Genomic DNA, 22,500 nt, shown 5'->3' with positions numbered 1-22,500 from the left:
AATCACTTATATTTACGTCTATTAATTTAAAACAGGTAATGATTTAGTAACCTAACCCTGCCTATTTAAGCCCCAAACCTATCAGACACCGACTTCCAAACAAAGACTGCTATTTTATAAACTACTGTTTAGTAACAGTTTTAACCGTTTTGCTTACTTTTACTTTTATCTAAAGTTTTTTATTAAAAAATTAAAAAAAGTATCCACTTCATCGGAAATTCCAGGATGAGCTGTGAACAGAACATGATCCGTATAACAGCTGGCTGTAGATTCATTGAAATTTCCAGTTGAAATGAGAGCATATTTTTTTTGGTTGCATTTAATCAAAGCCAGTTTGGCATGTACTTTAAGTTTGGGGATGCTGGTGATAACATGTACCCCGGCATTTTTCATTTTTCTGAGCCATTTAAGATTATTTTCTTCATCAAATCTGGCTTTAAGTTCCACAAAGACAGTTACCTTTTTACCCAGTTTTGCAGCAATCATCAGAGCTTCAATGATCGCAGAATTTTTAGCTGTCCTATAGATTGTAATATAGATTTCCGTTACTTTTTCATCCGTTGCAGCCTCCATAAAAAAATCAATGACTTTATCATAAGATTCATAAGGAGTATGGATCATAAAGTCTTCTTTATCAATCAGATTAAATACAGAAGTCTCATTCTGATGCCTTTCAATTGTGATCATAGGAGGGTAAACAGCCTCATTATTGTCTGTAGAAATCATATTCAGATCTTTGAGATGGTGATAGGCACTGCCGGCCACTGCATCCCGGGATGGAATATTTAATAAACTCAGTAGTTTCTGAAGCTTTTTAACTGGCATATCTTTCTCATACAGAAATCTCGTCGTTTTTCCCTTTTCCCTGTTTTCAAGGTATGTTTCCAAATTTTCAAGAAGGTTGTCCTCTTTTTCAAAATTGATATTGGCATCACGGGTGACTTTAAAATTCCATATGCTCACTGCTGTGTTTGAAAAATAAATTTCGGGTAAAAATTTCTTTAAAATATCATCAATAAAAACCAGGTACCTGCAATTTCGCCGCTCTGCTTCATAGAATCTGGAGAATTTGTTATTTGGGATTTTAAGAATAAAAACATCTTCGTTACCCATTCCGGAATCCATAAAAACCGCTTGATATAAAGAGTTACTTTTTATAAGGAAATCATCCTTAAGAGGCAGCTGATACAATTCTATGGCCGGAGCCAGCATATTGGTGAAATATTGAATTAATCTTCCCTCCATAAATGTGGGAATTGGTTGATTATAAATAAGTTCAATATTATTCTTTTGCAATTGCGGAAGGATTTTAGTAATTAAGATCTTTCCAAAAAACTCTTGCTGTCTCAGGATCTCCTTATGAATGTCTTTTAACAGTGTTTTGTTTTTTCTTACCAAAAGTTTCGGTATTCTGACCTTATAAAATTCATCCAGATTGGAGGAGAAAATAGAAAGAAAATTAAGCCGTTCCATCACGGGAACTGTATCGTCGTCTGCTTCAGAAAGTACTCTGGCATTAAAAGATAACCAGCTAAGGTCTCTATCTATGAATAAAGGCGTAATAGTTTTCATGTATCCGGTATTTAATCAGATATTAATACAAAGTGGAGATTAGCGTAAAATTGATATTCTTAGATATTTTGTAAAAGTGACCATCAGGGATAAAAATTCCCTCATCACTTTAAATCTGTTTCTGGTATTGAACGTATTCAAATAGCTGTAATTGGGTGTCATAGGATTAATTATTTGGATTTGGATTAATTTTTAGAATGTATAGTAACAGAACCTGTTGTACATCTTCCAGGTGAAAAAGGAACGGATATTTATATGGGTGTCAGATGCAAAAATTCCGTTATTAAGATGAGCCGGATAGAGTTATGAAATATTGCTAAACTTAAATGGAAGATGCACAACGGGCTTATATTGACGCTTTACCAAAACCATCTGTCAATATAGGGTTCTGTAGTATTTTCAGGTTACTGAATTATTGATATTGTAGAAAAAGATAAAGGTTTTTACATTAATTATTTTTGATTTTAAATATTACAGAGCCGGTTGCACATTTTTATAAATTATGAAAAAAAAGCACGGGTATTTTTTTATTATGTCCATATGTATAAATTCCCGGTGTCTAAATAGAGATGAGTTTGGATTGATATCTATTATTACTAAACTGAAAGAAAATGTACAACAAGTTATCTATTGATACGGCTCTGCAATATTTTTTTGAATTAAGCCTTACGGGGCAATTTCAAAAGGTTATTTATAGTGAATACAAGATTTAGTTAGCTATTCCCAGATGGGTTGAGACGATTTTAACGGCTCTAATACATATTTGTATTTTCCAGGTGTTCTGGTCATTTCAACCTGTTCTGAAACTCCTTTATAGAATCCCATCGGTGTTTGTTCTTCTATAAAATCGGGTAGGATATATGCATGTTCATTATCTGAATTGGCTTTGTCATAAGCATATTTCTGATCGAAAATACCTAAAGCCAATTGCCAGGCAACCGTTCTGCTCAGAGAAACGCTTACTTTATAAGAACCACCTTCTGTAGCACGACGCTTCAATGCCTGTAAAACACCTACTTCGCCCAACCATGCTGCTATATAATCATTAATAACACCAATTTGTGGAGTAGGGTGAGGCACATCGGTTTTCTTATAAGTCCCTCCCAGACTTTCTAGCCAGTAAGAACCTCCGAAAGTTCCGGCAGAAACATCAAACCCGGTTCTATCGCTCCATGCACCGTCCTCAGCTCCAAAATAGACTGTTGCTGTAATAAGACCAGGATGTTTTTTACATAATTCATCTACATTTAATCCTTTATTGTTTAAGAAACCATTTCTTCTGTTAGAGAAAAAGACATCCGCTGTAGATAGAAGCTCCATAAATTTCTTCTCATCATCTTCGTTTTTATCAAAATCAAGGCAGGTTGACCGCATTCCGACATTGGATGTAAAATGGAAAATAGAGTGCTCATAGTCGCCGCTTCGCCAAACATTCAGAACATCTGCGCCGTGTAGGGCCAAAGCTCTGCCTATACCGCTTCCCGCGATGACATGTCCCATTCCTAATGCTTTGATTCCGCTTAAAACATCTCCTCCTGCAGCAAATGGAACAGGGGCGGAATCTGCAATTTTTTCAATCTTGATCAGCGGTAGATTTTCAAGAACATCCTTAAACAGTTCAGTTTGCATAAACTCAATCGGCGACCTCATCATATAGATCGGAAGATGTGCTTTTGCCCCTGCGTTTTCAAGATCAATGGCGTTCCATTCTTTGGTTGCTTTTGCCACACTTTCCTGATCAGGAGGGCAATTTAATATGCTTAAAGCTTTACCTCTGATAACCGGATAAGGACAGCTAAATTGTACCCACTTTCCATCTTTTGTTTCATAAAAATGATCCGGTGTTACTCCTGAACCTGCTTCAGAACTGATATTTCCCGGTTTGCCGTTAACCTGTTCAAGTGTTCCTTCAAAAAAGCTGGCAAATCTTCTTAATGACTTTCTAAGGTCAATATGAATATCCTGAATTTCACCGGTTTTAAGTCTCCATATATCGGCAATTTGAGCTGATTTTGCTGCCAGTGCAATGGCAGATTGGGCACCATAGCGAATTACACTTGGCACAATAGGATCTTTACCATAAAAGGTAAGTTTTCCTCCAAAATCCTTTAATGAAGCGCCAACAAGATTTAAAATACTTTCGGTTTCTGCATGAAGATCAAAATCATCCGTTTTTAATCTATTATCGTAATTGTGCTGAATTGTTTTTTGTAAATCCATCTTATTTTTAGTTTAAATATTAATTATTGTATTGGTGAAACGAAAGGATCTTATTTCATTTTGGAGAATGTATTCATCAAGGCAATTTGATACTCATCACGTTCTTCGGACAATTGGGCAATGGTTTTATTACCGTAATGTTCTTTTACCTGTTGATCTAAAAGCTGAGTTGTTTTTTCATCATAAGAAACCGGTTTGGAAATTTCATCTTTCCAGATACCTTCCATACCAGGACCTAAATGATGCAGGAAGAATGGGAAACCACCATCACCGCCACCCAAATGGAATGATACGAATGGTCCTCCAACTGCCCATCGAATTCCTAATGATGCCGTCATAATATCATCCAGTTCTTTTACATTCACAACACCAGCTGAAACTAAGGATACACATTCTCTGAAAATCGCGGCCTGTAATCTGTTGGCTACAAAACCGGGAGTTTCTTTATGCAGTAAAACAGGAACTTTGCCCAAAGAATGATAGAAATCCATAGCAGCATCAATAAGTTTCTGTGAATCTGCTGTTTCCTTGCCAATTAATATTTCAACCAGAGGAATCAAATGAGGAGGGTTGAATGGGTGTCCGATCAATAAACGGGAAGGGTTCTTCATTTTTGTGGCCTGTTGAGAAACCGTTATTCCTGAACTGGAAGATAAGAATAGTGCATGTTCCGGGGCATTGGCTTCAATCAGTTGCCATAAGTCTTGTTTGAAGGCTGCGTTTTCCGGCCCGTTTTCCTGGATATAATCAGCTCCTTTTACAGCTGTTGCGGTATCAGTTTCAAAACTTAAATGACTTTTATAATTCGGATCAATTTTATATCCAAGCTTTTTCAGATCTGCAATATTGCTATCGAGTTTACCATAAAAATATTCCTGAATATCCGGTTTTGGGTCGCTAATTGCAACGTTCATTCCTTGTGTTAGAAATAGCGAAGCCCATGAAGCCCCGATTAAGCCACCTCCGATTACGGTGATTTTTTTACCTTTTAAATTCAATTTTTGAGGTTGTTTTTTCATTTTTTTGTATTTAGATTGTTAATGAAATAGTATCTGTTATTTAGAAGATGATCTCAATGATGATCACCTGAAATACTGAGAGAGAAAAATGATATAATGCTTTGTTTATCAGTGTTTATACAAATTTATGTTGGATTGGAAAATTTCTTATTATCTTAATTTCTCATTTTATTGTTCCATCTTCTCTTTTTGGTGAATTAATGATTGTTTTTTAATTGAAATTAGTCCAGAATATTTTTGAGACCTAGTTTGTACCTGTATTGTAACGGAGAAATCCCTACCTGTCTTTTAAAAAACTTACTAAAAGATTGCAAATCGGCGAAAGGGAAGGAGTTTGCGATTTCACTGATAGACAATTTATTCTTTTTGAGCTGTACTTTTGCAATAGAAGCAATGGCATCATTGATAAAGTGGCCTGGAGCTTTTCCTGTTGTTGTTTTAATAATTTTGATAAGATGTTTCGGGGAAACAAAAAGAGAATCCGCATAAAACTGGAGATTTTTCTCTCTCAGACAATTTTCGAAAACCATTTTTTTGAAGTTTTCTGTAAAAACGACACTGCGTGTATGAACCTGAAGCGCGTCAATCCTTAATTCTTTATAAAAAATAATGGCAGATTCAAAAACATAAGAAATAATCAGGTTTCTGATGACTTCAATATGCAAATTAGAATTTACTCTATCCCGTCTGGTTAAAAGTGAAGTATAGAGATCCATGATTTTATCCATATCTTCCTCATTCAGGGTAACATAATTTTGGAAATGAATGGAAAAGTGATTGAATGATTCTAAAAAAAAATAATTATTTGAGCTGTTGACCAAAAAGTCTTTAGTAAATAAAATTGTTCTTGTTTTACAATCCTCACTTTGTGCTACTCTTTGAAGAACATGATCAGGCCCTACGGCCAGAAAGATATTTTTATCAATTCTGACGATTTCATCATTTACCCTGATATCCATCCATCCGTCAGTTCCTAAAATCAATGCATAAAAGTCTGGTCTGAATATGGTTTTATCTATGGGATCATATGTTACATTGTCAGAAGAAATATAATAGTCTTCAAAACTCCAGTTATAATCATCAATATCTTTTACCATCTCAGATAATTTAAATATCGGAATTTGTTTGTTTCGTTCCATGTATTTGGAAATATTGATCATACGTGTTGAATTTGTTTCGTGGTCAGTTTTAACCTGATTGATATCGGGTATATGAAATAGTATCGTTATAAAAAGAAGCAGTATTTCAAAATCTGACTACTGTATTTTTGAGAGTATCTGAGGAATGATGATTAAAAAAATAGCTGTATTGTATTCATTGACAGTTTTTTATAACTTAAACTGTATTATCAATGAAATCAGATTATTAATTGAAAGCTCATTCCTGATTGCTTAATTCTTTTCCTACCTTTAGTCAATTGAATTGCTGATTAGGTAGGGATTGAAATATATAAAACATTATATTTCAACCTGAGTTATTATCTCCCGGAAAATCGAATGATTAAAATCTAATCATGCAGACATAAAATATTCAACATATTGAAATAGGTATATTGATGGCAGAGGCTTTTAATAAGCTTCGTTTTGTGATTGTAGGCCGTCAAAAAATAGAGGTAGGATGTATGTCATACCTCCTTTATTCCGATAGGTGCAAAAGTAAAGAGTATTCTATAATCTTTAGGTTCTTAGAGGTAATAATATTAGGATAAAAAAGCATGTAGTATATGTGTAGGGGTATTTTGGCATTCATTTGTATAGAATGTGAAGTCCACTAAAGAATAAAGTTGTTATATTTTATACTCATTCAGACTTAAATATTAGTAATTTTTTTTACCAAAATTTCTTTTTACTGAATCCATATACTAAATAAATAAAAGAAGGCATTATAAAAATACTCCCTAAAAGAAGTGCTGCCCCCAGATAATTTACAGATTGATCATTATTATTTGTTAACAATGATAATCCTTTACTTCCTTTGATTCTTACTAAGGTCGGATACAAGCTGTATGTAATTGCGGTAAATAATAATGTGATTTGGCTGCCTGCAATAATTCTTAAAAAATAAGTGTCTTTTTTCAACAGCAGATACCACATCCAGATGAAAGATAATGAACAGAGCATAATACATGTTAAGCTTACAGGGTTACCCAAAAGCCATTCCGCAAGTGGAATGTTATTTCTGTAAGCTGCAATGTACGTACAGACAGCCAATACCACACATACAATACTCATTTGTTTTGCTTTAAAGATTGCATAGTTTTTCTCTTCTTTATTATTTCCTGTCTCTTTTATAATAAAAATTGAAGCAATAAACCCAAATATAGCAATGGTATAAACACCCGTTAGAATAGGAAAGAGCCCTAACCATGAATATACATAGGCGTCCATAAAATTATTGGTTTGGGTATCAATCTTTCCTGATACAATAGATCCGGCAATGATTCCTAAAAATAAAGGAGCTATAAGACAGGAATATACATACACTTTCGTATATAATTTTTGCATATTATCCTGTATGGCATCATAATGTCTGAAACCAAACGCAGTACCTCTTGCAACGATTCCCAATAACAAAATAATTAATGGGATGTAGAGATAAGTAGCAGCAGTGGTGTATATATCCGGAAACCCTACAAATAAGATCACTATAATAAGGATCAGCCACATATGATTGGCCTCCCAGATGGGTCCCATTGCATGATACATAATTTTGCCGACGCGGCCTTTAGCTCTTTTTCTGGAGAAAAACTCCACGATTCCCGCGCCGAAGTCTGCTCCTCCCATAATTACGTATAAAAGGGTGCTAATCCATAGAAATGCTAATACTATATAGAACATGTGTTTTTTAGTTTAAAAGTTTAATAAATGAATTTTTGTCAGTGGGCGTCTACTTCTGCACTCCCAATATCATAAAGCTTGTCTACCATTTTTACCTGACGATACAGTAAATAGGCCACGGTAATTCCTAAGAGAATATAGATCCCGGAAAATAGGTAGAAGGAATAAACGAGTCCCGGAATAGGATTCACGGCGTCTTTTGTTTTCATAATTCCGTACATAATCCATGGTTGTCTCCCAACTTCTGTGACTGTCCAGCCCGCTTCCAAAGCGATAAATCCTGCAGGGATTGCAATGACAAATAGGCGTAACAGCCATTTTTTTGTTAACCATATCTTTTTCCACCAATTGGCAAATAAATAGAGAACTGCAATAAACATCATAAATGTTCCTAACCCCACCATGATCTGAAATGCAAAATGGGTCACTATAACCGGAGGGCGTTCATCTTTGGGAAAAGCGTCTAAGCCTGTCACTTTAGCATTAAAATCTGAAAAGGCAAGAAAGCTGAGTCCGTTAGGAATTTTAATCGCATATTTTACGGTTTCAGTTTTTTCATCCGGAATCCCCCCAACAATTAAAGGGACATTAGTTTCTGTTTTAAAATGAGCTTCCATTGCAGCTAGTTTAGCAGGTTGTCGTCTGGCAACATCTTTTGCAGACAAATCACCACTTAAAGGTTGTAATAATGCGGCAATTGAAGCAAAGATGGCTGCAATACGGAATGCTTTTGTATGAAATTCTATGTTTTTCCTTTTTAAAATCATCAAGGCATGTACTCCTGCTACGGCAAACCCGGTGGAACAAACGGCAGCAAGTACCATATGTAAAGCTTGAAGAGGCCATGCTTTGTTGAACATTGCAGCTACAGGATCTATATTCAGATATTGACCATTGATATAATCAAAACCTTCAGGACTATTCATCCAGGCATTGGCGGCGACTACAAGAACTCCCGAGGCCACGCCACTTACCCCAACGACTACACCTGTGAACCAATGGAACCATTTATTGAAAACTTTTTCTCCATATAAATAAAACCCGAGAGCAATAGCTTCTATAAAGAAAAAGGTACCTTCCATCGAAAACGGCATTCCGAAAATAGGACCGGCGTGCTTCATGAACTTTGGCCACAACAATCCTAATTCAAAAGACAGCACGGTCCCGGATACAGCACCGGTGATGAACAAAATGGCAACGCCTCTTGCCCACGCCCGTGTAATATTTTTATAAATGACATTTCCTGTTTTTAAATATCTGAAATGAGATATTGCCATAAAGAAAGGCATTACCATTGCGATACAAGAAAAAATTATATGAAATCCCAGCGTAAATGCCATCTGCGAGCGGGCAGCCATTAAATCATCCATAAGCCTTAGAAGTATTTAGTGATTAATAAATCGGGTGTTATTTTTTACGTTTTCCAAAAACATATCCTACATTCGCATAGGTCATTATTGGATTCAGGGTTACATCAATCTTATATCTATCGTCCTGGTTGGTGCTTTGATTCTGGGTGACAAGAGTAGCTTTAACTTTTAACGGTATTACTGAAAAATTTCCTCCCACAAACCAATGATTGGTGATAGCATAGGTCACTCCGCCGGTAAATACTGGTCTGAAAGCTCCATTGATTTTTAAACTCGTAGGACCTCCCAACATTTGATTGAGTTGATCGTTCGTAATCTTGCTATCTGTAAACCAGCAGTAGGTGGCACCGGCAGAAAGTGAAGCATTTAATTTGGGGAGAATAGGTTGGCGATACTTTACCTGTAATATGGGAGTCCATGCTGTAGTTCTGGCAATGTTTCCCAGAGGTGCAAGAACATCCCATCCTTTTATATCGAATTTTGGCGGGATCCCGGCCGTAAATTCTACAGCCCAATGATCGGTGAAAAAATAACCTCCGGAAAATCCTACTGTATTGGATTTACCAAGCCTGACTGCAGTATGTGGAACTTCAGCATCCATGGGAGTTGACCCCATTTCTACCATACGCAATGTTGAACTTTTAGATTGAGGCGCGAGGTACAACCATCCGGTAGTGACATAAAATTCTTTTGCCTTTTGTGCATGGATGTTGAAAGCCCATAAAGTAATTAATGATAATATTAATCTCCTTATGAAACGATAATCTTTCATATTGGTGTTTTTTTATTGTGTTTAAAATGATCAAAGGTTATTAAAGTACGGCTCTGTTTACCTGTAGTAATTTTTTTGGATATATTATATATTTGAAGTGTGTTTTTAAGGTGTAAAATGAAAATGTAAAAAGAAGCCGTACTATAAGTATTGATCTATTGATTTTTTACGAGAGTAATACCTGTCAGCAACAGTTCTTTACCTCCTTCAAAAATCATTTTCTGTTTTCCTGTTTTAACATCGAATTGTCTTATGTGACCTCCTAAGTCACCGGTAAATACGGACTGATGATCTGGTGCCAAAGCTAATCCAATGGCTTCCTGGTGGCCTGCACCAATAATTTCGATTTTACTTTTACCGATATTTTCCAGTTTTGCACGGTTTAAAGTGTTTCCTCCTAAAGATTCCAATCCTCTGTCTGTCCAGTATAAATATCCGTTTACCTGGTCCAGCTCCAGATCGATACACTCAGGAAGATGTTCGTAAAGTAATTCGATATCACTGCGGTTATCAGCAGATTCACCGGCAGGCATTTCGATTTTTGCTCTGTAGATACGTCCGTTTCCTCCTTTTGCAGGTCCTTTTTGTGTCCAGTAAAAATATCCGGCATCAGGATCAACTGCTATTCCTACGCAATGCCTGTTTTCATCTTTCATTTGTTCTTCTCCTTTTCCTCTTTCTACAAGAGTTTTGATATCACTGCCATCTAATTTGGCACTCATCACCCGCATACCTTCACGGTCACACCAGTAAATGCGGTCATTTTTACGGTCAAGCGTAAGTTGTTTAGGTGTAACGGTACTTCCAACAGGGATGATTATAGTATGATTAGAACCGTCCAGATCTATCCGCTCAATTGAGCCGTCATTATTGCGAAGAGTTTCTCCTCCTGTAGGAATTCCCATATTGGTAACATAAATATGTCCACGGACATTGTCAACAACGATACCATCAGGAGATTTTCCAGGAGTTTTAATAAGTAATTCTGAAGAACCGGTTTCCGGATTAATTGTTAGAATTTTCTGACCCATTGCAGCTAAAGCGAGGATCGAATAATTAGTGTTTTTCATTGTGTATTTTTTATGATAAGTATTAAAAAGTAAGGTTGGGTTATGATGGGTTAGCATCTTTTTTTTCGGTACCCAAAATAAGTCTTAACGTAGGATCGTTGGTCATAAAACTTACGATCCAGTTGCTGGCCAGTTTAAATTTATTACGTGATCCTGAAATGGGGATGAGGTGAATAAAAAGCCAGGTAAGCCATGCCATAAATCCTTTCATAAATCCTCCTTTGGGAAAGTCTACCACAGATTTGAATTTGGCGATAGCTGCCATACTTCCTTTGTTATGATAGGAGAAAGGTTTAAGTGGTTTTTGCTCTTCCAGTCTGACGAGATTACCAGCCAGCAATACACCTTGTTGTATGGCAATCTGAGCCAGCTGAGGATGTCCGTTAGGATAGTTTTTGTCGGATATTTGGAGGCATTGGTCACCAATAGCAAAAATATTGTCTGTATCAAGAACTTTATTAAATTCATCCACCATAATGCGGCGTCCTCTGGTAATTGAAGATTCCGGAAGGCCCGGTGCTTGTCTTGCGATAACCCCGGATGCCCAAACTAAAGTAGCGGTAGGTATTTTTTGATTATCTCCCAACGTAACAACCTCATCGTTGTAATCACTTACCAGAGTATTTAAAATAATATGTACACCTCTGGCTTTTAAAACCTTAAGGGCCTCTTGTTGAGATTTCTGACTCATAGGACCCAGCAAAGCATTAGAACCGTCTATAAGATATATTTTACCGACTCCTTCTACAAGGTTGGGATAGTCTTTTGAAATAATATTACGGGACATATCTGAAAGCATTCCTGCTACTTCCACTCCTGTAGCCCCTCCACCGGCGATGACGATATTTCTTAATTTTTTTTCTTCTTCTGCATCGTTGGTGGTGGTTGCTTTTTCCATACTCAGCAAGATATGATTACGTAATGCTATGGCGTCATTGATGTTTTTCATGGGAAAAGCTTTCTCTTCGATATTTTTGTTTCCAAAAAAATTGGTTTCTGTTCCCATGGCTAATACCAGGTAATCATATTTTAAATATCCTTTATCTGTTTCAACGATATTTGCCTGTTGATGAATCATGACAAGGGAACCTAAGTGGAACTCAACGTTTTCTTTTCCCTGAAACATCTTGCGGAAAGGATAGCTGATGTTCGATGGTTCTATGAATGCCGTAGCTACCTGATAAATCAATGGAGGAAAGAAATTATAATTGTTAATATCTACCAGAATAATATCAAAATCCGGATTTTTTGCTAATTTATTGGCAAGATTAGTACCTGCGAATCCACCTCCTATGATGATAATTTTTTTCATATTTCATGTGTTAATTTAATGTTAGAGTTTATTCATTTAATTTGTGTGTAGACCTTAGAATTGTCCTTCAATTCAACAAATTTATTTGGGAATTAATGATAGTCTGTTATCTGGAATTCTCTTTTAGTGGTCAGGCTTTCTCTGTATAATATGCAGAACGGATTGTAGCGTTGAAATAAAAATCCCCGTGATATACTATTGCTGAATCTACTACCAAATGAAACGGACAAAATATTCACGGGTGATATAAGCACTACAAAAATTATTTGAAAACTTGTGTTTATTTATGAGAACACTTTTTTTATTTAAATAATTAATTTATCCTTTCAATAAAACAAAGTTATTAATGAATAATCTATAATGTATTATCTAAAATTCTCATTTAGTAGTTTCTAATTCTCTTTTAAATGAATTATTTTTTAATTGTTTCGTTTATGAAGCAAAACGAAAGTCTTTATATTCAGAAAGAAAAACCGTGATTTATTGCTGAATGAACAGGCAATATAATCACGGGCGCTATAAGTTTCACAAAACCATAAAAATGAGCTTCGAAACTTATAAAATATATAAAACTACTTCTGTTCTTTTTTGTACAGTCTTCATTTGTTGTGATAAGATTTTACCTTGAAATTTTTAGTCGGTAATTAACAAGGACGGCAATAATAAAATAAAAAATGGCTGTTATCCACATCTGCCCCCAAAGTGTTTTAATGTCTCCGAGCTGAGACTGAAACTGGCTGATGGCTAAAAATCCTCTGGCTCCCAACGTAGAAGGGAAAGCATAGGATAATACATTTACCCAGGCCGGAAAAGCAACGGATGGCCATGAAATCCCACTCAGAAAAACTGCAGGGGTAGATAAAAAGGTGATTGACATCGCTGCATCTTCTCTTCTTTTAAAAATTCCCATCAGGGAAAATCCCAGAAATATAACGGCTAAAAAAAAGGGAATTAAAAATACTATGACATCCCAATATGAAGCTCTGAATGGCAATTTGAAGATTAAAAAAGCTGTTCCGCATATAGCTGAAAATAAGAGGATGGATAATAATAAATAGGCCAATGCCCGCCCTAATAATATGGGAATTATTTTAATTGGAACTGATTCATAAAATTTGTAACGGGTGAAATATTTCCCCTGTTCCCTGAAAGTTCCTCCTAAAACCCCTATGGAAGTAAGAAGCAGTGCTTGTAATACAACCAGCAAAACGACTGGTATTAAAAAAGTGGCATAACCTCCGTAAGGATTGAAAATCATTCTGCTGACCGGAATAACCGCCCTGCGGGAATGGGTACTGTTGTCATAATTTAATCCGCTGTGCAGGGTTTTATTTATTTCTAATTGGGCATTGAATGCTCCCGTTACAGACGAAGCAGCTCCTGAGATTGCTTTATTATGCAACATGTTGGAGGCATCGCTGTACAGTGATAAAGAAGATTGCTGCCCGATTGATATTTTTTGTTCAAAATCCTCAGGAATAACCAAAATTCCGAAGACTTTACCTTGTTTAAACTGTTTTTTCGCCTCACTCATATCATTAGATACAGCTAATACATCGACTTGTTGGGTAGCGTCCAGCATTCTGATAAGGTTTCTACTCATACTACCTTTACTGAGATCTACAATGGTAATAGGAACATCTTCAATAATTTCATGGCTGTATACAGTGCTATTTAAAAAAATAACGATAAAACCAGAGGTCAGAAGAGTTCCCCGCAAGGCATCATCTCTGAAAAAGTGAAGCAGTTCCACCTGACAGGCATGGAATATTATTTTAATAAACTTGTATAATAAATTATCATTCATACGATCCTTTTTGCAATTGGTAACTGAATTTTTTTAACGAAAGAAGGCCAATTAAAGCAAATAGAGCAAAGCCTATCATATAAGGCAGAGATTCAATAAGCGGCATGCCTTTAATAGCAGTATTGGTAAGCATTCTTACATATGAACTGAACGGAAATATGGAATCAAGAATTTTAATAGGTACCGGCATTCCTTCCTGTGGATATGAATAGCCGCTAAAGGTATATGCTAAAGAAGAATATCCTCCACCTGTAGCACATAATGACCTGAAATCTTTACAGATTGTTACAAAAAAGACTGCCATCAACTGGTATATCACGATTAAAACAATTGTTAAAAGATAAATATTGAGCACAGGGGTATTGGTTGGAATACCGAGATAGCTAAAAAGGAAAGTCACCATTAAAACCGACAACAAAGAAAAAATAAAAGTGTACGGCAATATTTTACCGAAAAAAGCAAACACTACATTTTCCCCACTCAGCTGATATAAACCTTTACCTTCATTATATTTCAAAATACTACCCAGCAGATAGAGTGTGGTCATCATGACGGTTAGCTGCAATGCCATCGGAAAAAGAGAGAGACAAAGGTAATAGGCATAATTGGAAAAGGGGTTAAATAAAGTGTGATTTCTCATGACAACCGGCTGTACGGCTTCCTTAGCCTGCAATGCTGAATTATTTTTTTTCATCAGAACATTAACCTTTGCCGAAGTTGAAAAGTTGCCGACAACAGCATTAAATCCTTTATTGATGACTCCTGCTGGAGTTAAAAAGTTATTGTTGACATATAAAACAACGTGAGAAGGTTTTCCTTTGCTGATATCTCTTTCAAAATTACCGGGAATAATAACCATACCGTATACTTTACTGGTACGGATAAGTTTAATTCCTTCATTCTCATTATTTACCTTTTGAGCAAGATTCAGTGTAGAATTGGTTTCCAGCTGCCTGGTTAATTCTCGGGACACTAAGGTCTTATCTTCATCTAAAATAGCCAAAGGAAGTTTCCGGAGTACTCCATCTCTGAAAATGGAAGCATAAAGAATAAAGATCATCAGAGGAATACCCAATGTCCAGATAGCGATGGAGGGTTTGTTTATAATTGTTTTACATTCATTGAGAAACACTTTCCAAAAGCCATTTTCCATTGTATTCATGGTGATAGATTTATAAAGTTACAGAAGGAACCAGTACGCTCATTCCGGGACGGAATCCTTCAATTTTTTGAGCAGAGTAGGCTTTGATTTTGAATGTTCTCATATCAAATCCGCCTTTCGTTTTAGTGGCAGTCCAGGTGGCAAAGTCTCCAAGAGGAGCAATGTATTTTACCTGAAGCTGAATTTTTTTATTGTTTAAAGCAGGTACAACTCCTTCAAATTTGTCGTTCATTTTAAACTTTCCCATCTGATCTTCTTTGATATTAAAAACTACCCAGATGTCATTCAAATCGATAAGGTTAATGATCGGATATCCTGCATTCACAAGCTCTCCTAAGTTGGGAAAATACTGGTTGACTTCTCCATCTGCCGGAGCTATAATATTGATCTCACCCCTGTAAGAGGAAACTTCCTGCACAGCACCTTCTGCCTGTCTCATGGTTGCCGCAGAAGCATCTTTATCTTCTGTTCTGGCTCCATTTTTTGCCATGAGATAATTGCTGTATGCTGCCTTTTCCTGCTCTCTTGAGGCATTTCTCTGAGCTTTTGCTTCATCTCTTTTTTGCGCAGGGATTACTTTTTCATTATATAGGTTTTCCATCCGTTTATAGGTAGTTTCTGACAGATCGGCGGACGCTTTTGCCTGCTGCCACGTATTGTATGTTCCCTGGATCTGCTCATAACGACTTCCGTTTAAGGCTTTGTTATATTGAGCTGTAGCTGCATCTTTTGCGGATTGTGCCTGGATAAGTTTGGCATCAAGTTCAGGGCTTGAAAGAGTGGCTAGTAGTTGTCCTTTTTTCACAGTTTGACCTTCTATCACCAATTTACTTTCCAACCTTCCGGTCACTTTAGGAGCTACATGAATTTCAGTAGCTTCCACCTGCCCCTGAAGATAATCATGGGTGGGACTGGTAAGAAAATAAATGGATACGGCAGCTATAGCTCCTAATATCAGGATATTGATAAGTATATTGATGAACGTAACTGTTTTTTTCTGGTTCGTGGCCATTGTCATAAATTTTAATTAGAAAATTCTTAAATCTTATTTTGCATTTTGAACATAATCATCGCTCATGTCACATACCTCAAAAAGTTTGGCAAGGTTTGTATCGTAGCTGGCATAGGCTTTTAGCTGTTCAATTTTTTTTCCTGAGAGATCCAGCTCTGCATCGATAACATCCGTAGATGTAGACATGCCTTCTGCATAGGAAGCTTTTCGTATTCTTACAAGTTCTTCTGCAAGTTTTATAGAAGCGCTTAAGGAAACAATTTGTTCACTTGATTTCTTAAGTTCATTGTACAACTTTTCAACATAGGTTCTGATATCGATCTGCAGTTTTTCTCTGGACAATTCAATGCTTTCTTTTTCGCTTTTTGCCGCAAGAATTTTATTTTTTCTAGCAAATCCATTGAAAATATCATAGGTCACTGCAATACCGACAGTCAAGGGGTTTTTAACCATAGGATAATTGTGGGAAGCAATGATTTTTTGACCTGTTATCATAACATTAGGAAGATGATTGGCCTTTTCAGCATTGATATTTTCCTCTGCCATTTTTTCAAAGAGCTTTAATTTCTGGATCTGAGAATAATTTGCGACCGCCCTTTCCTTATATTGCTGTAGTGAATCTATATCCTCTTTCAGAAAGAAGGATGAGGTAAGTGAAAACTCTTCTTCTTGTTCTAATGTAGCTGATAAAGCTGTTCTGGCGAGCTGTAGATCTTTTTTGGATGCAAGCAGTTGTCTTTCGGCTTCTACAACGGCGACTTTAGCCTGTAAAACTTCTACACCGGCAATAATACCGTTCCTTTCAAGTTTTAAAGAATTGGCTAAATGGATATTCATAACCGTTACAACATCCTCTTTCACTCCGAGGGCTTCTTCAGCCAGTTTTGTATTAAAATAACGCTCTGCCAGCTCTGAAATTAAACTTTGTTCGGAATCGCTTTTATCTGCTTTTGCCAGTTCTGCTTTTATTTTTTCAATTTTGATTGCCGATTTTATTTTCCCTCCTGTATACACTGGCCAGTTCATTGAAAATCCACCAAATTCCATATCTTTTTTTTGAAGGGTAAAATCCCAATTTCCCAGTATAGTAGGGGAAGGTAGGTTTAATAATGTAGCAAGACCGTCTCTTTTGTCATTCAGATTTACCTTTGAATCTTTATCGGAATACGTAGCATTACCAAAAGCTTTAAATTGAGGATACATCATCCCTTCTGCAGATTTGATTTTATACTGGGAAGTTTCTATCTTTTTGTCATTTATTTTTACCTGGATATTCCTGTTCATCATCATATCCCGGGCTTCAGAAAAACTGAGAGCTGTTTGCGCCCTCAAACCATTTATCCCTGAGAATATTATGATAAGCCTGATCAATAGTTTCATTAGATTTATTTTATAATTAATCAATAATTCAATTTTTTTGATATTGATACCTATAAAAACCAGATCGTATATTTGAATCTCAATCACGAAAATAGATTGTACAGCAACTTATAATTCTCTGATAAGGGATATTAAAAAAGTGCTTATTTCTGCAAAATCAGTGTTTTGATAGTGCAAAGAGATTACCTATGAAGTTGAAAATATATAAGTTGCCGTCTGCTGATTTCTTTTTTTAACTCTTGGAAATCGTTGTATATAAAATCTGTGTTTTTACAGTCATCATTGTACAATGAATCATTGATGCTAAATTATCATTGATTTAGCGACAGAGGCTTATTTGAAAGTAGTTAAATGTAGTTCGAAAGTATCATCCTGATCAGAAACCTTTCATTGATGATAAAAAAGAAGAGAAGACATTCCTTTTTGGAATAAAAAAAAGCAGAGATTAATTCTCTGCTTTTTCTTTTTTTACGGCCTGATGCATAATGAGTATAATCCCGAGAAGGATGATGGCTATCATTAAATACCGCCATGCCAGTCCTTTTTGTTCCGTCACCGTTCCTGTTACAGAAATAATGAAACTTGTTACAGAAGTGATAACATATACCAATCCACCCATTAATCCGCCGGCTGTACCTGCATTTTTAGGAAAATACAACATACTTGTGGTGAAAAATGAGGTAAATAAAATCCCTGAACAGATGTGGATGAAAAAGGCAAAAGGAATCATAATGAAAAGATCTTCAGCAAAGAAACTGGTAGTAATCAGGCCTGCAATCAGGATCAGCTGTAGTAAAATAGGCTGTAAAATCCTTGGCCCGAAGTCTAACGAAAGTCTTCGCTTCCCTATAAAACCACCTATCATCCAGGAAAAACCTAAAATCAGAGTACAATAACCAATGACTACAGGAGTAAAGTGAAAAGTATTTTCAATAATAAACGGTCCTGTAATATTGAATAGCATGACAATAGAATAGCTTAAGCCTAAAATAAAGATTCCCAGCATGAAAATTTTATTTTTAAGCATCATTTTGTACAAGCTGATATTTTCTGAAAGGTCAAGTTTCTTTTTCTGTGGAAGACTTTCTTCACTGAAAAACCATTCGAACAAAAATAGAAATCCTGCATAAAAAGCCAGAAAATAGAAATTGGCATGCCAGTTAAATAATTTCTCCAGATAACCTCCAAGGAAAGGAGCTAGAATAGGCCCGCAGGACCAGACAATGGTAAAATAGCTCAGATAATGTTTTACCCGTTCAGAATCATAAATGTCAACAAAAATAGCTCGCGTAGCCACTACAAGCACTGAAACCGCCGCTCCCTGAAGAATACGAAGCAGGCAGATCAGCAGAATGCTATTGGTCATGGTAATCAGAATACTACTGATGATCAATAGAAATAAAGCGACTAACTTGGGACGATAACGTCCGATACTATCCAGAATTCCGCCTACAAATAACTGTGAAATTCCATAGCTTAAAAGATAAGACGTTAAAGTAATCTGAATATCCTTTTCAGAAACCGACAACTCTCTGGCCATAGATGGAAACGAAGGCAAATAAATATCTGTGACAAACCCGGAAAGTGGGATAGACACAAATGCCATAATGGTTATTAATCTGATGCGCTGCTCAGATGCTTCTCTCAACATATTCATTCATTTTTTTACCTTACAAAAGTACTTCAAGAATATCCAAAACGGATTTTAAAAGACAAAGTAAAAATTACAAAATTCAAAGATTTATAAGGCGTTTTTAAATTTCAAAGGGGATACATCAGCATGTTTTTTAAAGAAGTTATTGAAGTGGGAAGGCTGATCAAATCCCAGTGTATATCCAATTTCAGCAATATCCCAGTTGGTATATTTCAGTAGGTTTTTAGACTCTTCAAACATTCTTTCTTTAATGATTTGTGTTGTCGTCAGATTCGTAACGGATTTTACCGATGAATTCAAATGATTAACATGTACACTGAGGTGTTCTGCGAAATCAGCCGGAGTTTTTAAAGCTAAAGGATACGCCGGTGAATCAAGAGGGAATTGCTTATTGAGAAGCTCGTCAAATAGCCTATATAAACGGATGTTGGCAGGGAGTTCGTTGGGGTTGATGTCGTCTACGCGGTTTTCCAGCGCGAGATGAAACACCGATGCAAGATGACTTTTAATACTGCTGCAACGGAAGGGATACGTTGAATTATTCATTTTGTACATCTGTTCAAAATACAGGGTTGCCAGTTGGGTTTGTTCTTCCGTTAAAAAAACGATGGGTTTACTCCATTCTTTAAATAGGGAAGTTTTTTTAAACAAATTAAATTCAGAATTTCCATAAAAAAACTCCTGATTGAAAAGACAAAAATATCCTTCCTGAAAATCACCGTCACACTCCCATGAATAGGGAATACTTGGTGAGGGGAAAAATAAGGCCGGCCGGTCAATGTACAGTTCATGAGATCCATACTGAATGGTGCCTTTTCCTATGATAAAGCTGATTTTATAATAATCCCGTCGATTGTAAGGACTCTTAAAGCTGCAATATTTCCGCATTGAAATGTTGAAATGGGATTTTCCTGTTTCAAAATCATCAGAATCAAACATTTTAATCTGATCCTGACGAATGCGTTTATAATAATCCTGTATCGTTTCCAGTTGATCACTCATGATGCAAAGTTATAAAAATCAAAGATAATGAAATAACTTTATTCTGAATTGATCATGCAACTGTTGTTAACTTTTATTAATCTCCAATGTTAAAATATGCGATGGAAGTTGAAAAGGTCCGGCCTGACTATCAATAGCCACTGTAAAACCGGATTCTTTAAAAAAGTCAAAAAGTGGGTCATGGGCTAGCATATTAATCCAGATTATATCGGTAAAACTCGCGGCGGATCTGGATTTTTTCCAAAGGGACTGTCTGATTTCCTGGGTATCGAATTCGGGAAGAATAACAAAACTTATTTCTGTTGCTCTTTTTCCATCAGGTAGTCCGGAATAAATGGATCCACTTCTTAAAATGCTGTACCCTACAGGACGTTGATCTGCATAGGTCATAATAAGTTGGTTAGAAAGATCATTCAGATCATTGATCATCTTTCTGGGGTCTATTTCGTTTTTAATATAATTTTGAATCTTGTCTTCAGAAACAAAATCCTTGTGAAGGCTATACGTTGAAGAATCAATAATGGTTATAAGATCAGAAATTCCCTCTTCAGAACCTACTGTAAACTTTGAAATGATATCCATGAGTCTTTTTTTATTCAAAATTATAAGATTAATCCATTCAGAAGGGGTACAGTTTGTAAAAAATTGATCGGTACAGTTCTGTATTTTGTAAATTTGTTCGGTACAGTTTATTGTGTTACCATGAAATCATATAAATACGAAGTCTTTACGACGGTTATTGAAGAGCAAATCTGTAAAGGTATTTTACAGGCTAAAGATCGATTGCCATCAGTGAGAGAAATTAAAAAAAGATACCAGCTGAGCACAAGCTCTGTGCAGAGCGGTTTTGAATATCTGATGATTAAGGGATTGATTGAAAGCAGCCCGCGTTCCGGTTATTTTGTACTTGAAAGAGAAGACGAGAGTATTCCTGAGACGAAGACTCTACTTCCGGCCGTAATGAGAGATGAGGTATTTATAAACAATATTAAGCTGACTTCCAAAAGATCTTCGGAACCCAGTTCTTTTAATACAGCAATACCAGGTGACTTACTGATGCCTCAAAAGCTGATACTCCGGACTATGCAGGAGGTTATTCGTGAGAAAGGAGCTTCGCTTCTCCGGTATTATCCTTCTAATGGCCTGGAACCATTGAGAAAGCTTATTGCAAAACAGATGAGAATGAATGGTTGTGCTTTCAATCCTGATGAGCTGATTATTACAGATGGTGCTTTGCAGGCATTGACCATTGCATTGCAGTCTGTAACGAAAGCAGGAGATGTGGTCGCTGTAGAAAGCCCATGTGTATTTTCAGTGTTGGAAGTTCTTGTCAATCTGAATCTCAGAGTAGTTGAAATTCCTGTGCATTACCGAAGTGGTTTTGATCTTGAATATTTTCGTGAAGTATGTGCTGAAAATGGTATCCGGGCACTTGTGGTTACTCCAAATTTTCATAATCCTACCGGCATTGTGATGAGCGATGAAGTCAAAAAAGAATTATTGAAGATTGCCGGGATGTATCAATTGTGTATTATCGAGAATGATATGTATTCTGATCTTTATTTTAATGAGAAAAGACCGCGTTGTATCAAAAGTTTTGATAAAAAAGGATTGGTGATCACCTACTCGTCATTTTCGAAGACACTAGCACCTGGTATTCGTTTAGGATGGTTGCATGCAGGTAATTTTTATTCCAAGGCGGAAAAGTCGAAATTTATTTTAGGGCGATCCGTTTCACCCATCTACCAGGAACTTATCCTTAAGCTGTTAGAAGGAAACAGTTATGAAAGACATCTTCGTTCCTTCCGGAAAAAATTGAATCAACAGGCCTTTCAACTTTTAGATCACTTAAGGAAATGCTTCCCGGAAGGGGCTTATTTTCATAGGCCGCAAGGTGGATACAGCATCTGGGGACAACTTCCGGAAAATATCGATATGAAAGAATTTTATGAGTATTGCGAAAATAGGGGAGTTCTATTTACTCCGGGAGATACATTTTCATTCACAAACCGATATAATCATCATTTCCGGATTGTTTTTGCTGAAAGAATTACTCCTGAAAGTTTACGCTTATTGGAAAAAGCCGGAAGAAAAGCTTATGAACTTCTGCTTTAACGATGATGAATCTTCATTTTAATCCGTTTTACCCAAGATTTTGATGTTAAAACTCGTTTTAGGCTATTTTATTTTGGGAATAGATGTAGAGTAGAAAAATAATCATGGAAATAAGAAAATGTCTGAACATTTGTCATACGAATTTGGCCTGAAGTTAAGTGGAAATAAAATCTATAGTTCTAATATACTTGTTGTT

Annotated in this window: 17 protein-coding genes; 1 reads left to right on the top strand and 16 read right to left on the bottom strand. The window is 36.2% G+C overall.

The features are described 5' to 3' along the window. Window positions 1-165: 165 nt before the first annotated feature. The 16 genes from EG342_RS19855 to EG342_RS19780 form a co-directional block, all read right to left on the bottom strand. Entirely contained in the window at window positions 166-1,572 is a 1,407-nt protein-coding gene (locus EG342_RS19855) for a phospholipase D-like domain-containing protein (RefSeq protein WP_103292769.1), read from the bottom strand. Between the two features lie 717 nt (window positions 1,573-2,289). Then, window positions 2,290-3,792 carry a CoA transferase gene (locus EG342_RS19850; protein ID WP_103292768.1) on the bottom strand — a complete coding sequence of 501 codons (1,503 nt, stop codon included), beginning with the start codon at window positions 3,790-3,792 and terminating at the stop codon, window positions 2,290-2,292. 50 nt (window positions 3,793-3,842) lie between these two features. Next, entirely contained in the window at window positions 3,843-4,811 is a 969-nt protein-coding gene (locus EG342_RS19845) for a 3-hydroxyacyl-CoA dehydrogenase NAD-binding domain-containing protein (protein WP_103292767.1), read from the bottom strand. A gap of 221 nt (window positions 4,812-5,032) precedes the next feature. After that, window positions 5,033-5,950 (bottom strand): helix-turn-helix domain-containing protein, encoded by a 918-nt coding sequence (locus EG342_RS19840; RefSeq protein ID WP_164465207.1) that lies wholly within the window; start codon window positions 5,948-5,950, stop codon window positions 5,033-5,035. 690 nt (window positions 5,951-6,640) lie between these two features. After that, complete coding sequence (locus EG342_RS19835; protein WP_103292765.1) at window positions 6,641-7,648, bottom strand: cytochrome d ubiquinol oxidase subunit II; 1,008 nt, start codon at window positions 7,646-7,648, stop codon at window positions 6,641-6,643. 38 nt (window positions 7,649-7,686) lie between these two features. Beyond that, entirely contained in the window at window positions 7,687-9,018 is a 1,332-nt protein-coding gene (locus EG342_RS19830) for a cytochrome ubiquinol oxidase subunit I (RefSeq protein WP_103292764.1), read from the bottom strand. 37 nt (window positions 9,019-9,055) lie between these two features. After that, entirely contained in the window at window positions 9,056-9,790 is a 735-nt protein-coding gene (locus EG342_RS19825) for an OmpW/AlkL family protein (RefSeq protein ID WP_103292763.1), read from the bottom strand. Between the two features lie 155 nt (window positions 9,791-9,945). Further along, window positions 9,946-10,860, bottom strand: coding sequence for an SMP-30/gluconolactonase/LRE family protein (locus EG342_RS19820; RefSeq protein ID WP_103292762.1), 915 nt, complete (start codon window positions 10,858-10,860; stop codon window positions 9,946-9,948). A gap of 40 nt (window positions 10,861-10,900) precedes the next feature. Further along, entirely contained in the window at window positions 10,901-12,172 is a 1,272-nt protein-coding gene (locus EG342_RS19815) for an NAD(P)/FAD-dependent oxidoreductase (protein ID WP_103292761.1), read from the bottom strand. A gap of 619 nt (window positions 12,173-12,791) precedes the next feature. Next, window positions 12,792-13,979 carry an ABC transporter permease gene (locus tag EG342_RS19810; RefSeq protein WP_103292760.1) on the bottom strand — a complete coding sequence of 396 codons (1,188 nt, stop codon included), beginning with the start codon at window positions 13,977-13,979 and terminating at the stop codon, window positions 12,792-12,794. Continuing rightward, window positions 13,972-15,141 (bottom strand): ABC transporter permease, encoded by a 1,170-nt coding sequence (locus tag EG342_RS19805; RefSeq protein WP_103292759.1) that lies wholly within the window; start codon window positions 15,139-15,141, stop codon window positions 13,972-13,974. Before EG342_RS19805 ends, EG342_RS19810 begins: the two co-directional genes overlap by 8 nt. A 10-nt stretch (window positions 15,142-15,151) precedes the next feature. After that, a complete protein-coding gene (locus EG342_RS19800) occupies window positions 15,152-16,153 on the bottom strand; it encodes an HlyD family secretion protein (RefSeq protein ID WP_103292758.1) in 1,002 nt (333 codons plus the stop codon). A 33-nt stretch (window positions 16,154-16,186) separates the two neighbouring features. Further along, the gene (locus tag EG342_RS19795) at window positions 16,187-17,533 is read right to left on the bottom strand and encodes a TolC family protein (protein ID WP_123868139.1); all 1,347 of its coding nucleotides are present in this window, start codon (window positions 17,531-17,533) and stop codon (window positions 16,187-16,189) included. Between the two features lie 445 nt (window positions 17,534-17,978). Continuing rightward, the gene (locus EG342_RS19790) at window positions 17,979-19,184 is read right to left on the bottom strand and encodes an MFS transporter (protein WP_103292756.1); all 1,206 of its coding nucleotides are present in this window, start codon (window positions 19,182-19,184) and stop codon (window positions 17,979-17,981) included. 90 nt (window positions 19,185-19,274) lie between these two features. Then, window positions 19,275-20,189: a helix-turn-helix domain-containing protein gene (locus EG342_RS19785; protein WP_103292755.1), complete on the bottom strand. Its 915-nt coding sequence runs from the start codon at window positions 20,187-20,189 to the stop codon at window positions 19,275-19,277. A gap of 66 nt (window positions 20,190-20,255) precedes the next feature. Further along, window positions 20,256-20,771, bottom strand: a complete 516-nt coding sequence (locus tag EG342_RS19780) for a hypothetical protein (protein ID WP_103292754.1) — start codon at window positions 20,769-20,771, stop codon at window positions 20,256-20,258. A gap of 120 nt (window positions 20,772-20,891) precedes the next feature. On the opposite strand from EG342_RS19780, the gene EG342_RS19775 reads away from it, so the two are divergent. After that, window positions 20,892-22,304, top strand: a complete 1,413-nt coding sequence (locus EG342_RS19775) for an aminotransferase-like domain-containing protein (protein WP_103292753.1) — start codon at window positions 20,892-20,894, stop codon at window positions 22,302-22,304. Window positions 22,305-22,500: the final 196 nt, after the last annotated feature.

This window comes from Chryseobacterium lactis, from assembly GCF_003815875.1.
Classification (GTDB): domain Bacteria; phylum Bacteroidota; class Bacteroidia; order Flavobacteriales; family Weeksellaceae; genus Chryseobacterium; species Chryseobacterium lactis.
This window is presented reverse-complemented; position numbering and strand designations above follow the sequence as displayed.

Bases quoted from the DNA above. Each gene is read 5' to 3' on its own strand.
- EG342_RS19850 (WP_103292768.1), bottom strand. From the start codon at position 3,792: ATGGATTTACAAAAAACAATTCAGCACAATTACGATAATAGATTAAAA.
- EG342_RS19775 (WP_103292753.1), top strand. From the start codon at position 20,892: ATGAAATCATATAAATACGAAGTCTTTACGACGGTTATTGAAGAGCAA.
- EG342_RS19825 (WP_103292763.1), bottom strand. From the start codon at position 9,790: ATGAAAGATTATCGTTTCATAAGGAGATTAATATTATCATTAATTACT.
- EG342_RS19800 (WP_103292758.1), bottom strand. From the start codon at position 16,153: ATGGCCACGAACCAGAAAAAAACAGTTACGTTCATCAATATACTTATC.
- EG342_RS19795 (WP_123868139.1), bottom strand. From the start codon at position 17,533: ATGAAACTATTGATCAGGCTTATCATAATATTCTCAGGGATAAATGGT.
- EG342_RS19815 (WP_103292761.1), bottom strand. From the start codon at position 12,172: ATGAAAAAAATTATCATCATAGGAGGTGGATTCGCAGGTACTAATCTT.
- EG342_RS19830 (WP_103292764.1), bottom strand. From the start codon at position 9,018: ATGGATGATTTAATGGCTGCCCGCTCGCAGATGGCATTTACGCTGGGA.
- EG342_RS19820 (WP_103292762.1), bottom strand. From the start codon at position 10,860: ATGAAAAACACTAATTATTCGATCCTCGCTTTAGCTGCAATGGGTCAG.
- EG342_RS19785 (WP_103292755.1), bottom strand. From the start codon at position 20,189: ATGAGTGATCAACTGGAAACGATACAGGATTATTATAAACGCATTCGT.
- EG342_RS19790 (WP_103292756.1), bottom strand. From the start codon at position 19,184: ATGTTGAGAGAAGCATCTGAGCAGCGCATCAGATTAATAACCATTATG.
- EG342_RS19780 (WP_103292754.1), bottom strand. From the start codon at position 20,771: ATGGATATCATTTCAAAGTTTACAGTAGGTTCTGAAGAGGGAATTTCT.
- EG342_RS19845 (WP_103292767.1), bottom strand. From the start codon at position 4,811: ATGAAAAAACAACCTCAAAAATTGAATTTAAAAGGTAAAAAAATCACC.
- EG342_RS19855 (WP_103292769.1), bottom strand. From the start codon at position 1,572: ATGAAAACTATTACGCCTTTATTCATAGATAGAGACCTTAGCTGGTTA.
- EG342_RS19840 (WP_164465207.1), bottom strand. From the start codon at position 5,950: ATGGAACGAAACAAACAAATTCCGATATTTAAATTATCTGAGATGGTA.
- EG342_RS19810 (WP_103292760.1), bottom strand. From the start codon at position 13,979: ATGAATGATAATTTATTATACAAGTTTATTAAAATAATATTCCATGCC.
- EG342_RS19835 (WP_103292765.1), bottom strand. From the start codon at position 7,648: ATGTTCTATATAGTATTAGCATTTCTATGGATTAGCACCCTTTTATAC.
- EG342_RS19805 (WP_103292759.1), bottom strand. From the start codon at position 15,141: ATGAATACAATGGAAAATGGCTTTTGGAAAGTGTTTCTCAATGAATGT.